This is a genomic window from Pseudomonas wadenswilerensis, assembly GCF_024749185.1.
GTDB classification, from domain to species: Bacteria; Pseudomonadota; Gammaproteobacteria; order Pseudomonadales; family Pseudomonadaceae; genus Aquipseudomonas; species Aquipseudomonas wadenswilerensis.
This window is the reverse complement of sequence record NZ_CP087191.1, coordinates 2147039-2160914: the sequence shown is the minus strand read 5'-3', so window position 1 is coordinate 2160914 and position 13876 is coordinate 2147039. Positions and strand designations below refer to the sequence as shown.

The 13876-nt window shown below is 65.8% G+C and carries 11 protein-coding genes; 7 read left to right on the top strand and 4 right to left on the bottom strand.

Annotated elements, in window-relative coordinates; translation table 11 throughout:
- Nucleotides 1-94: 94 nt before the first annotated feature.
- Both LOY45_RS10035 and LOY45_RS10030 read right to left on the bottom strand, forming a co-directional pair.
- Nucleotides 95-1216, bottom strand: a complete 1122-nt coding sequence (locus tag LOY45_RS10035) for an LLM class flavin-dependent oxidoreductase (RefSeq protein WP_115085954.1) — start codon at nt 1214-1216, stop codon at nt 95-97.
- A gap of 126 nt (nt 1217-1342) precedes the next feature.
- Nucleotides 1343-2527 (bottom strand): acyl-CoA dehydrogenase family protein, encoded by a 1185-nt coding sequence (locus tag LOY45_RS10030; RefSeq protein WP_134063238.1) that lies wholly within the window; start codon nt 2525-2527, stop codon nt 1343-1345.
- A 218-nt stretch (nt 2528-2745) separates the two neighbouring features.
- Between LOY45_RS10030 and LOY45_RS10025 the strand changes: the two genes are divergently transcribed.
- From LOY45_RS10025 to LOY45_RS10000, 6 genes are all read left to right on the top strand, one after another.
- Nucleotides 2746-3261 carry a flavin reductase family protein gene (locus LOY45_RS10025; protein WP_115085952.1) on the top strand — a complete coding sequence of 172 codons (516 nt, stop codon included), beginning with the start codon at nt 2746-2748 and terminating at the stop codon, nt 3259-3261.
- 9 nt (nt 3262-3270) lie between these two features.
- Complete coding sequence (locus tag LOY45_RS10020; RefSeq protein WP_258579058.1) at nt 3271-4950, top strand: FAD-binding protein; 1680 nt, start codon at nt 3271-3273, stop codon at nt 4948-4950.
- Nucleotides 4938-5693 (top strand): glucose 1-dehydrogenase, encoded by a 756-nt coding sequence (locus tag LOY45_RS10015; RefSeq protein WP_134063242.1) that lies wholly within the window; start codon nt 4938-4940, stop codon nt 5691-5693. The genes LOY45_RS10020 and LOY45_RS10015 overlap by 13 nt, the downstream gene beginning before the upstream one ends.
- Nucleotides 5694-5706: 13 nt before the next feature.
- Nucleotides 5707-6798, top strand: coding sequence for a ferredoxin--NADP reductase (locus LOY45_RS10010; protein WP_258579057.1), 1092 nt, complete (start codon nt 5707-5709; stop codon nt 6796-6798).
- Nucleotides 6799-6897: 99 nt separating this feature from the next.
- Nucleotides 6898-7644: an SDR family NAD(P)-dependent oxidoreductase gene (locus tag LOY45_RS10005; RefSeq protein WP_115085948.1), complete on the top strand. Its 747-nt coding sequence runs from the start codon at nt 6898-6900 to the stop codon at nt 7642-7644.
- Nucleotides 7645-7710: 66 nt separating this feature from the next.
- Complete coding sequence (locus tag LOY45_RS10000) at nt 7711-9282, top strand: FadD3 family acyl-CoA ligase (protein ID WP_115085947.1); 1572 nt, start codon at nt 7711-7713, stop codon at nt 9280-9282.
- A gap of 118 nt (nt 9283-9400) precedes the next feature.
- Here the strand turns inward: LOY45_RS10000 and LOY45_RS09995 are convergent, their stop codons facing one another.
- Together LOY45_RS09995 and LOY45_RS09990 are read right to left on the bottom strand one after the other, a co-directional pair.
- Nucleotides 9401-10279 carry an SDR family NAD(P)-dependent oxidoreductase gene (locus LOY45_RS09995; protein WP_115087675.1) on the bottom strand — a complete coding sequence of 293 codons (879 nt, stop codon included), beginning with the start codon at nt 10277-10279 and terminating at the stop codon, nt 9401-9403.
- An 11-nt stretch (nt 10280-10290) separates the two neighbouring features.
- Nucleotides 10291-12027 carry an FAD-dependent oxidoreductase gene (locus tag LOY45_RS09990; RefSeq protein ID WP_115087676.1) on the bottom strand — a complete coding sequence of 579 codons (1737 nt, stop codon included), beginning with the start codon at nt 12025-12027 and terminating at the stop codon, nt 10291-10293.
- A gap of 257 nt (nt 12028-12284) precedes the next feature.
- Here LOY45_RS09990 and LOY45_RS09985 point away from each other — a divergent pair, with 257 nt between their 5' ends.
- On the top strand, nt 12285-13862 hold the full coding sequence (locus tag LOY45_RS09985) for a DUF1302 domain-containing protein (RefSeq protein ID WP_134063248.1): 1578 nt from the start codon (nt 12285-12287) through the stop codon (nt 13860-13862).
- Nucleotides 13863-13876: the final 14 nt, after the last annotated feature.

Genomic DNA, 13876 nt, shown 5'->3' with positions numbered 1-13876 from the left:
CGGGCATCGTCTGTTGGGACTAGCGGGAGCGGGCTAGTTTCGCGGGACAAGCCCGCGCCTACACAGGAGCGGCTTTGACCCGCGATGCTTACCCTTACTGCTTGCGAAAATGCGGAATCACCTTCTCGCCGATGTTGCGCAGGGTCTCCAGCTGGGCCCATTGCGGCACGGTGCCCATCTGGCAGATGAACAGGATCTCGTCGGCGCCGGCGTCGATCAGGCGTTGCACGTAACCGATGCAATCTTCGACCGTGCCATAGGCATGGTTGGGGTTCATCATCGCCATGGTCGGGTCGGAGAAGTCGACGCTGACTTCCTCGGAGGCAAAGCGCGACTTGATCACCGCCTGGCCGTTGCCGTCGACGTAGGTATCGTCCTTCCACTTTTCCGGGTCCGGACGCTCGCCGCCGCCGTACCAGTAGCCCAGCGACTCCATGAAGTAGCGCTGGCCACGGATGCCGATGCGCCGCGCCAGTTCGTTGTCGTCAAGGACGATGGCCGGGCACAGCGCGGCAATATGCCGGTTGGGACGAAAGCCCACCTGCTTCTTCTCGTCACGGTTGTCCCAGGCCTGGTGATAGACCTCGACCTTCTTGGCGATTTCTTCCGGGCCGCCGAAGCCCAGCACCAGCGCGCCCATGCCGCGGCCACCAGCGTTCTTCAGCGATTCGGTGTTGGTGCAGGCCAGGTACATCGGTGGGTGTGGGTCCTGGTACGGCTTGGGATGGATCGGCCGCTTGGGGATCTGCACGAAGTCGCCGTGGTGCTCGATCTCGTCCTGAACGAAGATTTTCGGGATCAGGTACATGGCTTCATCGATCTGCGGCTGCAGGGTCGCCAGGTCGTAGCCGAAGGTACCGGCCTCCTGCTGGGTGCCGCCCTTGCCCACGCCAAAATGCACCCGGCCCTTGGACAGCAGGTCGAGGGTAGCGATGCGCTCGGCGACCTTGACCGGGTGGTTCATCGCCGGCGGCAGGCACACCACGCCATGGCCAATGCCGATGCGCTCGGTTTTGCCGGCAACAAAGGCGAGCATGGTTTCCGGCGCCGACATGTGCGAGTAGTTGCTCAGTGCGGTGTGCTCCACGCACCAGAAGGTGTCAAAACCGAGCTGGTCGGCCAGCACCGCCTGCTCGACGGTGTCATCGAAGATCTTGCGGTCGCCTTCGCGACTGGAGTCCACCGTCTGTGCTTCGTAAATCAATGAGAATTTCATGCTTGATCCTTGTTCTTGTTAACGGCTCGGTCGGCGCCTGGGACCCGCGCCTTGCCACCATGCTCGGGGATCGCCGCGCCGCTCGAATCCCGCAAACGGACTAGCCGGTTTCTGTGTTCGACCGGTTCAGAGGAAGAAGTCGCTGCTGTCCTGGCCCATGCTCACGCCGCCCAGGTTCCAGGCGTACTTGGCCGGGTTGTTGGCGACGTGGGCGCGGCCGGTATGAATGTCGCGAAAGGCGCGGTTGATGGCGTGGCTGCGAAAGATCGTCGAGGCGCCGCTGTTGAACATCAGCTCGGCCACCGCCTTGGCGCACTTGTCGGCGACCAGCGCCGAGTCGTAGCGCATCTTCACCCGCGCCTGCATGGCCAGCGCTTCGCCGGCCTCGGCGGCCTGGAGCATGAAATCGAAATTGCGCAGCAACACCGTGCGGCACTCGTCGACGCAGACCATGGCATTGGCCAGGGCGGTTTGCGCCGCCGGGTCCTGGAGCATCTTGCGCCCGTCGTTGACGCCGACGCGGCTGCGGTTGTGCTCGACGAACAAGTCGATCGCGCCCTGCAGGGCCCCAATCGCCGAAGACGACACCGCGCGCACGAAGATCTGCCCGAACGGCAGGCGGAACAACGGCGCACTGTTGACCGCGTTACCCGGGCTGTATTGCATGAAGCCGTCGACAGCGCGGTGGGTGCGGTAGTCGGGGACGAAGGCATCGCTCACCTGGATGTCGTGAGAGCCAGTCGCCTCCAGGCCCATGACGTTCCAGTTGTCGATGATCTGGTAGTCGCTGCGCGGCACCAGGAAGGTCCGGTAGTCCGGCGCCCCGCCGGCTTCTTCGGGCGGTACCAGGGCGCCGAGAAATGCCCACTGGCAGTGCTTGCTGCCCGAGGAAAAACCCCAGCGCCCACTGAGCTTGAAGCCGCCCTCGACACGCTCGACCTTGCCCACCGGCATATAGGACGAAGAAATCAGCACGCTGGAATCCTCGCCCCAGACATCCTGGGCGGCGCGGTCGTCGAACAGCGCCAGTTGCCAGTTGTGGATGGCCACCACCCCGAGCACCCAGGCCGACGACATGCAGCCTTCGGCCAGGGTCATCTGCACCTCGAAGAAATCCCGCGGCTGCAGCTCGTAGCCTTCCCAGCGCGCCGGCTGGAGGATGCGAAAAAAGCCGGCTTCGTGGAAATCGCGCAGGGTTTCGGCCGGCAGCTGGCCAAGTTGCGCGGCATGGGCGGCACGTTCACGCAGGATCGGCACCAGCTCGCGGGCGCGCTGGGCCAGACGCTGGCGTATCAGGTCTTGGTTGAGCATGTTGTTGTTCTCCTCTGATCACCCCGTCCGCCGGGGCGCGCGTGCAGCAGAGGCGCAACCGGCCTCTACCCCGGCATTCAAGCAAGGCGCCCGGCGGCCAACATCCCTCAAACGGACCATGCCGCGACGGCGCGCCTCGACTAGTCCCCTCGGACGATGTTGGGCCTTGCGCCGGTTGCAAGAATTCATCGCACTCCAAGCCAACCAGAGGCCGTGCGATGAACAACAACAATCTCAAAGCCGACATGCTCCAGGCCATGCGCCGCCTGGCCAAATCCGTGACCATCATCAGTACCAGCAACGGCACCCAGCGCTTCGCCATGGCCGCCACCGCGGTCGATTCGCTGAGCACCGAGCCGCCGTCGCTGCTGATCTGCGTGAACACCAGCGCCTCACCGCATGCCGCCCTGGCAGACGGTGCCGACTTCTGCGTGAACATCCTCGGTGTCGAGCAGCAGGACCTTGCGCACCTGTGCAGCGGCGCGATCAAGGGCGAGGCGCGCTTCGAGCGTGGCGACTGGCAGACCAGCGAAGAAGGCATTCCGTTTCTGGCCGATGCCCAATCGTCGATTCTGTGCCGCCAGGATGGGCGCATGACCTATGGCACCCACACCATTTTCATCGGCCGCATCCTGCGCATCCGCACCAGCCCGACCATCACCCCGCTGGTGTACCTGGATGGCAGCTACACCACCACGGCGGCGCCGGCGCGCATGATTGCGGCAGCGGGCTGAGGCCGGCGCATGAGCAGCCTGAACGGGTTGATGCCACTGCGAGTGGACAGTGCCGAACAGCTGCACTGGCACGCACAGGCCGAGCTGGTGGTGGTCGGTTTTGGCGGCGCCGGTGTCTGCGCCGCCATCGAGGCCGCCAGCCGCGGGCTCAGCGTGCTGGCCCTGGACCGCTTCGCCGGTGGCGGTGCCACGGCGCTCAGCGGTGGCGTGGTCTATGCCGGCGGCGGCACGCCCTACCAGCAGCGCGCCGGGTACCCGGACAACAGCGAGGCAATGTTCAACTATTTGAACCAGGAAGTCGGCGAAGCGGTATCGGCCGGCACCTTGCGCGATTTCTGCGAGCGCAGCTGCGAGCAGCTGGTCTGGCTGGAACGCCACGGCGTGGCTTTCGAAGCCAGTGTGCCGCCGCAGAAAACCTCCTACCCCAGCGACCGATACTACCTCTATTACTCAGGCAACGAAGCGGTGCCGGCCTACGCCGCGCAGGCCAGCCCCGCACCGCGCGGCCACCGGGCCAAAGGCCCTGGCATGTCCGGTGCCAGCCTGTTTGCGCCGCTGCGCGCCAGCGCTTTGACGCTGGGCGTGCGCCTGCGCAGCCAGTGCGAAGTCCGCCAACTGGTTCTGGACAACCACGACCGGGTACTCGGTGTGGTGGCCTGGCAACTGCCTGCCGATAGCCGCCCTGCCCGCCGCCATGCACGCCTGGCGCGCTGGGCCAGTGCCATCCATATGTACGCCCCGGCGCTGGCCGACATGCTGCGCAAGCGCCTGCGGCAGATCGAGCAGCGCCATGCAGTGCGCACCCTGATCCGCGCCGAAAAAGGCCTGCTGCTCAGCTGTGGCGGCTTCATCTTCAACCGCGCCCTGGTAGCCCGGCATGCGCCGCAGTACCTGGCCGGCCTGCCGCTGGGCACCACCGCCTGCGATGGCAGCGGCCTGCTCCTGGGCCAGAGCGCCGGGGGCACCTTGGCACGCATGGACAAGGTCAGCGCCTGGCGCTTTATCAACCCACCGCTGGCCTGGGCCCGCGGCATGATCGTCAACGGCTTCGGCCAGCGCTACTGCAACGAAGAGGTGTACGGCGCCACCCTCGGCCATGCCATGGTCGAGGAGCAGAACGGCAAGGCCATCCTGATCCTCAATCGCGCCCTGGTGCGCCAGGCGCTCAAGCAGGTCGGCCCGGGCAAGGTGTGGAACTTCCAGCGCCTGCCGGTGCTGCTCAACCTGCTGTTCAACGCCAAACGCGGCAACAGCCTGGAACAACTGGCCGAACGCTGCGGCTTGCCCGTGGGCAACCTGCGCCAGAGCGTGGCGCAGTACAGCCGTGCGGCCCGTGGCGAAATCGCCGACCCGCTGGGCAAGTCGGCAGCCATGCTCTGCCCGCTGGACAGCGGCCCCTGGTATGCGCTGGACCTGTCCTACGACGGCCGCCTGTTCCCCTGCCCGGCCCTGACCCTGGGCGGCCTGCGCGTCGACGAGGGCAGCGGCGCGGTGCTCGACCTGCACGGCACGCCTATCGCCGGGTTGTACAGCGCCGGACGCAATGCCGTGGGTGTCGCCTCCAACCTGTATGTCTCCGGCCTGTCCCTGGCCGACTGCATCTATTCCGGGCGGCGCGCCGCGGCGCACATCGCCGCGCGCACCGCCCCCAACCCCGCACCATCAGGAGAACAACCATGCAACGTGTAGAAGGCAAAGTCTGCATCGTCACTGGCGCCGCCAGCGGCATCGGCCGCGAGGACGCCCTGCTGCTGGCCAGCCAGGGCGCCCGGGTGGTGCTCACCGACCTCAATGAACAGGCCGGGCGCGAAGTCGCCGCGCAGATCGGCAGCAATGCGCTGTTCATCCGCCACGACATCGCCAGCGAAAGCGATTGGCAGCAGGTGATCAAGACCACCCTGGAGCACTTCGGGCGCCTCGATGTACTGGTCAACAATGCCGCCATCCTGGTGGCCGGAACCATCGAGAACACCTCGCTGGAAACCTGGCAGAAGGTGCAGAAGATCAACGGCGACGGCTATTTTCTCGGCTGCAAATATGCCATTGAAGCCATGAAGGACAGCGGCGGCGGCTCGATCGTCAACATGTCCTCGGTAGCCGCCCTCGGCGCCATGCCGATGTTCTGCGCCTACTCGGCCTCCAAGGGCGCGGTGGCGGCGATGACCCGCTCCATTGCCCTGCACTGCAAGCAGCAGGGTTATCGCATCCGCTGCAACAGTGTGCACCCGGACGGCGTCAACACGCCGATGACCCAGGCCCTGGCCGGTGGCCAGCCGATCGACCAGGCGCTGCTCGACCAGGATCCGATGAACCGCATGTGCGCGCCGCGCGATATCGCCAACGTGGTGCTGTTTTTGGCCAGCGACGAATCTAACTTCGTCAACGGTGCCGAACTGCGCGTGGACAACGCGCAATTGATCAGCGGCATCTGAGGCGAGGATGAACATGGGCATGCAAGCGCTTGGGCAGGACTCGCTGGTTTCGGCCACCGGAAGCTATCGGCTGCAGGTTTGCGCGGTCATCGACGAAACCGCCGATGCGCGTTCGCTGGTACTGGAGGTGCCGGCGCAGTTGCGCGAGCGCTTTCGCTACCAGCCGGGGCAGTTCTTGAGCTTTCGCGTGCCCTGTGCCGGCAAACTGCTGACCCGCTGCTACTCCATGGCCAGCTCGCCGCTGTGCGATGCCCGGCCCAAGGTGACCATCAAGCGGGTCGCCGGGGGCCGGGTATCGAACTGGATGAACCAGCAGGTGCAGGTCGGCGACTGGCTCGAGGTGCTGCCGCCAGCCGGGCACTTCTGCCTGGATGAAAGCCAGGCCAGCGACCCGGCGCGACCACTGGTGCTGTTCGGCGGCGGCTCGGGCATCACCCCGGTGATTTCGATCCTCAAGTCGACGCTGCACAGCAGCGAACGGCCGATCCGGCTGGTGTATGCCAACCGCGACGAAGCCTCGGTGATCTTTCGCGACGAACTGCGCCAGCTGAGCCAGGACCACCCGCAACGCCTGCAGGTGATCCACCTGCTCGATTCGCTGCAAGGTTTTTTGCGCGACGCCCAGGTGCAGCAACTGGTGGGCGAAATGCGTGGCGGCGATTACTTCATCTGCGGCCCGGGGCCGTTCATGGACACCGTCGAGCGCAGCCTGCTGGCCTTGGGCGAGGCCGCCGAGTGCATCCATGTCGAGCGTTTCGTCTCCCCGCCCGATCCCGATGAAGTCGCAGCGCAAGAAGCCATTGCCCGCGCGGCCGCCAGTGAGTCGGCCTGCGAGCTGCTGCTGGTCGAGCTCGACGGCCAGCAACACGAAGTCGCCTGCCAGCCCGGCGATACTCTGCTGCAAAGCTGCCGTGCGGCGGGCCTGGAGGTACCGTCATCCTGCGAAGAAGGTTTTTGCGGGGCCTGCATGTGTACGGTGCTCGAGGGTGAAACCCGCCTGGCGCGCAACGATGTGCTCAGCGCCCGGGAGCTGGCAGAAGGCTGGACCCTGGCTTGCCAGAGCCGGCCGTTGGGCGCGCGGGTACGCTTGAAGTTCCCCGGGTGAGGGCCTGTGCCCGCTAGTCTCATCGGACGATCACTGCGGCCCCGACTGCGGTTAGACTCGGCGCCAGAAGCCCCACAACAATAAAACAGAGGTTCAGTTATGGCTCGTTTGCACAACAAGGTCGCCGTGGTCACCGGCGGCGCATCGGGTATCGGCCTGGCGTGCGTGCGCCGCTTCATGGCCGAGGGTGCCCAGGTCGTCGGCCTGGACATTGGCGAGGCCCCGGCGGACTTTCCCGGCCTGTTCATGAGCCTGGATGTGCGCGATGAACCCCGCGTGCAGCAGGTGATGAGCGAAGTCATCAGCCGCTTCGGGCGTATCGATGTGCTGGTCAATGCCGCTGGCGTCGCCGACCAGGGCAGCGTGACCCAGACCACGACCGCCAACTGGCAGCGGGTGCTGGACATCAACCTCACCGGCAGCATGCTCACCAGCAAACACGTACTGGCGCAGATGGAGTCCCAGCGCAGCGGCTCAATCATCAACATCGGCTCGATCTTCGGCCTGCAGGGCTGCGACGGCAACGTCGCCTACAACGTCTCCAAAGGTGGCATCAACCAGCTGACTCGCTCGATGGCCATCGACTACGGCTACGCCAACATCCGCGTCAACGGCCTGTGCCCTGGCCTGATCGAAACACCGATGACCAGCATGGTCCGCGAACAACAGGCGTTCCACGCCTTCTTCGCCTCGCAGCACATGCTCAACCGTTCCGGGCAGCCGGACGAGGTGGCCAATGTCGCGCTGTTCCTCGCCTCCGACGAAGCCTCGTTCGTCAGCGGCCAGATGATTGCCGTGGACGGCGGTTTTTCCGCTGGCCGCCGCTTCGCCCCGCCTAGCGCCTGACCCCGTGTGCCGGGCACCCCGCCCGGCCCCTTCCCTGCTCATTCATCCTCAGCCTGAGGAGGCATCATGCTGCCTGTCGAAAACGCTCAGACCATCGCCCAACTGTTCGCCAACGCGGCCCGGGAATACGCCGACAAGCCGGCCATCGAAGACGGTGGGCAGATCATCAGCTACCGCCAGCTTGATCAGTTGCGCCAGCAGGCCGCCCGCGCCCTGCTGGCCCTGGAGGTACAAGTGGCCGACCGGGTGGCGGTGTGGGCGCCCAACCTGTGGGAATGGATCGTCGCCGCCGGCGCCCTGCAGAGCGTCGGCGCCACCCTGGTGCCACTGAACACGCGCATGAAGGGCAGCGAAGCCGGGCATATCCTGCGCGAAAGCGGCACCTGCGTGCTGTTTTGCATCAGCCGCTTTCTCGACACCGACTACCCCGCCATGCTCGTCGGCGAAGCGCTGCCGGCGCTGCGTGAGGTGATCAGCCTGCGACCGGTAGATCAGCCACAGAGCGGCCTGGCCTGGGAGGCCTTCATGGCCCTCGCGGAACGGGTGCCGGACGCCCTGCTGCAAGCCCGTGAGCAGCACGTCGGGCCGCAGACCCTGTCTGATCTGCTGTTCACCTCCGGCACTTCCGGCAAACCCAAGGGTGTGATGACCGCCCACGGCCAGAACCTGCAAGTGGTGCGCGACTGGAGCGAGATCGTCGGCCTGCGCCGGGGCGATCGCTACCTGATCGTCAATCCGTTCTTCCATTCCTTTGGCTACAAGGCCGGCTGGCTGGCGGCACTGATGCGCGGCTGCACCATCGTCCCGCAGCAGGTGTTCGAGGTGCAGGCCGTGCTCGACTGTGTGCAGCGCGAGCGGATCAACATCCTGCCCGGGCCGCCGACCCTTTATCAGTCACTGCTGGCCCACCCGCAACGCTTGGACTACGACCTGAGTTCGCTGCGCATCGCCGTCACCGGTGCCGCCGCGATCCCGGTAGAGATGATCGGGCGCATGCGCGAGGAGCTGGGCTTTGCCACCATCGTCACCGCCTACGGCCTGACCGAAGCCTGCGGCTTTGCCAGCATCTGCCGCCCCGGTGACAGCGCCGAACGGGTCGCCAGCACCAGCGGCCGGGCCATGCCCGGGGTTCAGATCCGTTGCGTCAACAGCAGCGGCGCCAGCGTGCCGGCCAACGTGCCCGGCGAGGTACTGATTCGTGGCTACAACCTGATGCGCGGCTACCTCAACGACCCGCAGGCCAGCCTGGAAGCGGTGGATGCCGAGGGCTGGCTGCACACCGGCGACATCGGCGTGCTCGATGAACACGGTTACCTGCGCATCACCGACCGGCTCAAGGACATGTTCATCACCGGTGGCTTCAACGTCTACCCGGCGGAGATCGAACAGACCCTGTTGCAGTACCCGGGGGTGGCCCAGGCTGCAGTGATCGGCATAGCCGATGAACGTCTGGGGGAAGTGGCCATGGCCTTTTTGCTGGCGGTGCCTGGGCAGGTGATCGACGTGGCAAAGTTCACTACCTGGTGCCGAGAGCAGATGGCCAATTACAAGGTGCCGCGGCGGGTGCAAGTGGTCGAGGCCTTGCCGCTCAATGCCACGGGCAAGGTGGCCAAGCAGGTGTTGCGCGGCTGGGTGTGAGGGCTGCTGTGCAGCCCATCGCCGGCAAGGCCGGCTCCCACAGGGGCCGGTGCATGCATATCCATTGTGGGAGCCGGCGTTGCCGGCGATCGAGCCCGCAGGGGTCGCAATCCGCCGCTCAGATCACCCGCGCCGGATGCTGCTGGCGCGGGTCCCCCAGCAAGCCACGATGCGAAGGCGGCTGGCGCCCGCCCGCTTCGCTGATGCCATAACCCCCGGCTATCTCGGCAGTGATCAGGGTTTGCCCGGAATAGCTCATCAACTGCGGATCGTTGAGCAGCGCATGAATCACTCGCCCATTGAACTGCGGGGTCTCGGCATCGGCGAGGAACGCCTTGTACTGCTCACCATGTTGTTCGCCGGCAACCCGCGTGCGTTCGGTCAATTGCGGGCCGAGCCACAGCGACAAGGCCGCCACGCCCTGGCCTTCAAAATCGATGGCCATGTCGGCGGCCAGCTTGTCGCAGCCGGCCTTCTGCGCGCCATAGGCCGGCCCGTGCATGTAGCAACCAGCGCCGAACGAGGAAGTGAAACACACCAGCCCCTGACGGCTGCGCAGCAACAACGGCGCAGCATGGTAGCTGGCGACATAGGCCGAACGCAGGCCGACATCGAGGATGCGCACCAGCTCCAGCGGCTTGGCCCAGAACGGCCCCGGCTCGATCAACTGATCATGGATGAAGGCCGCGTTGTTGACCAACAGATCCAGGTGCCCGCATTCGCGTTCAACCTGGGCGAACAGCGCCTGCACCTGGGCATCGTCGCCATGATCGCAGGTCACCGCGATGCCCTGCCCGCCCACGGCGCTGATGGCCTGGGCGGTGGCCTGCAGGTCACCGTCCAGAGCGTGGCCATACAAACGTGAACCGCCCTGCCCACGAGCGCGGCCGGTAATATAAACGGTCATGCCGGCCGCGCCGAGGGCCAGAGCGATGCCTTGGCCGACACCGCGACTGGCGCCGGTAACCACGGCAACCTGCCTGTGTTGTGTATTCATGGGGTGCATCCTCAAGAAACCAGTGCCACCTGGGCCTGGGGGTTACTGGCAAGCGCGCCAATGTGATTGGCGGCCAGGTAGCCGAAAGTCATGGCCGGGCCGAGGGTCGAACCCGCCCCCGGATAGGTACGGCCCATCATCGATGCAGCGCTGTTGCCGATGGCATACAGGCCGAGGATCGGTTGGCCGTCCTCGTGCAATACCCGCGCATGCACATCGGTCAGCAAGCCGCCCTTGGTGCCGATGTCACCGGCGTCGACCCGCACCGCATAGAACGGCGCCTGCAGCAACGGCGCCAGGCACGGGTTGGGCTGCACGCCAGGGTCGCCGTAATAGCGGTCGAACAAGGATTCGCCCTTGGCGAAATCCTCGTCGCGACCCAGGCTGGCCATGGCATTGAAGCGCTGCACGGTACGCGCCAGGCCGGCAGGGTCGACACCGATGCTGCTCGCCAGTGCTTCGAGGCTGCTGGCCTTGTGAAAGTAATCGCGCAGGTGCCGGGGCAACTGCCAGTCGCGCTGGGCATAGCCCGGCAACAGCGCACCACAGGGGTATTTGCGGCGAAAACTGGCGTCAAAGACCATCCAGCACGGCACGCTGCTGGCGCCTTCACGGTTGTTGGCATACATGGCGTAGACGATGTCGGTGTAGGGCGCAGCCTCGTTGACGAAGCGTTCGCCAGCCGCGTTAACCAGGACGCACCCCGGCAAGGTACGTTCGACGAACAGTGCGCGCTGCTTCTCTTCGCCCTGCACATGGGTGGTCGGCGCCCACCAGCTGTGTTCCATCAGCGCGGTACGCGCACCCACTGCCTGGCCTGCACGAATGCCGTCGCCAGTGTTGTTCGGCGGCGTCGCGCTCCAGCTGGCTTGCGAGGGCTGCGGGTGGTACTGGTCACGCATCGCCTGGTTACGCTCGAAGCCCCCGGCGGCAATGATCACCCCGTGACGCGCCTTGATCCTCACCAGTTTGCCGTCGCGGCGGACCTGGGCGCCGCCGATCCGCCCGTCGACAATCAGCAGCTGCTCCAGCGCACAGTCGAGCCACAGCGGTACCTCTCGGTCGAGCATCGAGCAGCGCAAGGCCCCGACCAGGGCATTGCCCAGGGTCAGGAAGCGATCCCGGCGCGACAGCTTGCGGCCCTTGCGGTCACGCCAGTAGCGCCACATCACCCGCAGGGTCAGGCGCAGCCAGCCCTTGCCGCGACACAGCAGTACCTGGGCTTCTTTCATGGTCATGGCCATCCGGCCCATCATCAGCGTGCCCGGTGACGGCGCACGCATCTTGAGGAATTCGTCGCCCAGCTGCACCGCGTCGAACGGCAAGGGGTCCATCGAGCGATAGCCGGGCTTGCCGCCCGGCACTTCGGGGTAGTAGTCGGCATATTGCGGTTGCGCCTCGAAGCGCACCCGCGAGTGTTGTTCGAGGTATTCGAGCATCCGCCGGCCCTGCTCGACATAGGTCTCGATGCGCCCGTCGTCGATCTCGCCATGGGTAACGGCCCTGAGGTAGGCGATGGCTTCTTCGGCCGAGTCCTGCCCGCCCAGGGCGCTGATGCGCGGGTTGTTCGGGATCCAGATACCGCCGCCGGATACCGCCGAGGTACCGCCGTATTCGCTACTTTTCTCGATCAGCAGGGCCTTGAGCCCCAGGTCGTGGGCGCGCAGGGCGGCGGTCATGCCGCCGGCCCCCGAACCGATCACCAGCACGTCGCAACATTGGTCCCACTCGATCCCGGCTTCGTTCATGTGTTCACCTTTTCCAGGGCAACAGACAACAGGCCGCGCCGGCTGTCGGCCGGGGGCATTGGCCCGCTGATTGTTCGGTGCCCGGCACCGGCCAACATCGTCCGATGGGACTAGCGCCAACGCCCTGCTCACTCGGCGGTTTCGCTTAGTCCGCTTGGACGATGTTGCGCCGCCAAGGGGATTCCATAGTCGCCCCAGCTTCACCTCCCACCTTGAATACGGCGGTCGGGCAGGTCTGACCGCGGCATGAGGACGACATGATAAAAACAACAATCGCCCCACCTTCACTGAACACCTGCGTGCGCCTGGGGATGTTGATGCTGGCTGGCGGCCTGGGCAGCCCGGCCAGCGCCCTGACCTTCCAGGCCAACGATGACCTGAGCATCGACTGGGACACCACCCTGACCTACAGCCTGGCCTGGCGTACCGAGGGCCGCGACCACAAGCTGGTGGCCAACGCCGACGGCAACGATGGCGACAACGCTTTCGACAGGGGCAGCCTGATCACCAACCGCGTCGGCTTTCTCACCGAAGCCAACCTCAAGTGGCAGAACGACTTCGGCCTGTTCATGCGCGCTGCCGGCTTCTACGACAACGTCTACGACCAGGGCAACGACAACGGCACCGGTGCCTCCAACTGCCTGGCCAGCGGCAACTGCCGGCGCGCCGACCGCTTCTCCCAGGACACCATCGACCAGCACCGCGACGACCTGCGCCTGCTCGACGCCTATGCCTATGGCAGCTGGGACGTCGGCGGCCACAACCTCAATCTGCGAGTCGGCGATCAGGTGGTGAGCTGGGGTGAAAGTCTGTTCTACCCGGGCATCTCCGCCGCCCAGAGCCCGGTCGATGCGACCAAGGCCACCACCCCCGGGGTCGAGGTCAAGGAAGTGCTGCTGCCGGTGGGCCAGGTGTTCGGCCAGTTCAGCCTGACCGACGCCCTGGAGCTGCAGGCCTACTACCAGTACAAATGGGAGAAGACCGACCTGTTCGGGGTTGGCAGCTATTTTTCCAGCACCGACCTGATCGACCGCGGCGGCTTCAGCGATGCCTCAGGCTTCGTCACCCGCCTCAAGGACGACGAACCCAGTGACAGCGGCCAGTACGGCGTGGCCCTGCGCTACACCGCCGAGTCGCTGAACAACACCGAGTTCGGCCTCTACTACTCGCGCTACCACGACAAGAACCCGTCGCTGGATTTCCAGACCGACCTGGGCCATTACCGCGTGCGCTACTTCGACAACATCGACCAGTACGGCGCCAGCTTCGGCACCGTGCTCGGCGACACCAGCATCGCCGGTGAAGTCAGCTACCGCGACGGCGCGCCGGTGATGGTCGACAACGGTTTCTCCAGCCCCGTGCGGGCGCAGACCCTGCAGGCCCAGGTGTCGATGATCCACGTGGTCGGCCCGACCGCCTTTGCCGACAACACCACCCTGGTCGGCGAGCTGGTCTACAACACCGTGCTCGACAACGACGCCTCGACCCCGGTGACCCTGGCCCCCGGCCTGACCCTGCCCGGCACCGACAGCCTGGTCCTGGACCGCGACGCCTGGGGCTACACGGTACAGGCGACCTTCGACTACAACGACGTGTTCAGCGGCTGGGACATGTCGGTACCGGTCACCTACAGCAGCGCCGCCCAGCACGACAGCGCCCTGACTGGCTCGATCAATGCCGGGCAAGGCGATGAGCGCGCGAGCATCGGCACCACCTGGCGCTACCTCGGCAACTTCACCGTCGAAGCGCTCTACAACGCCTACCTGGGCAATGCCAACAATTCGCCCCTGGCCGACCGCGACAACGTCGCCCTCAACTTCAAGTACCGCTTCTGAAGCCCCTGATGGAG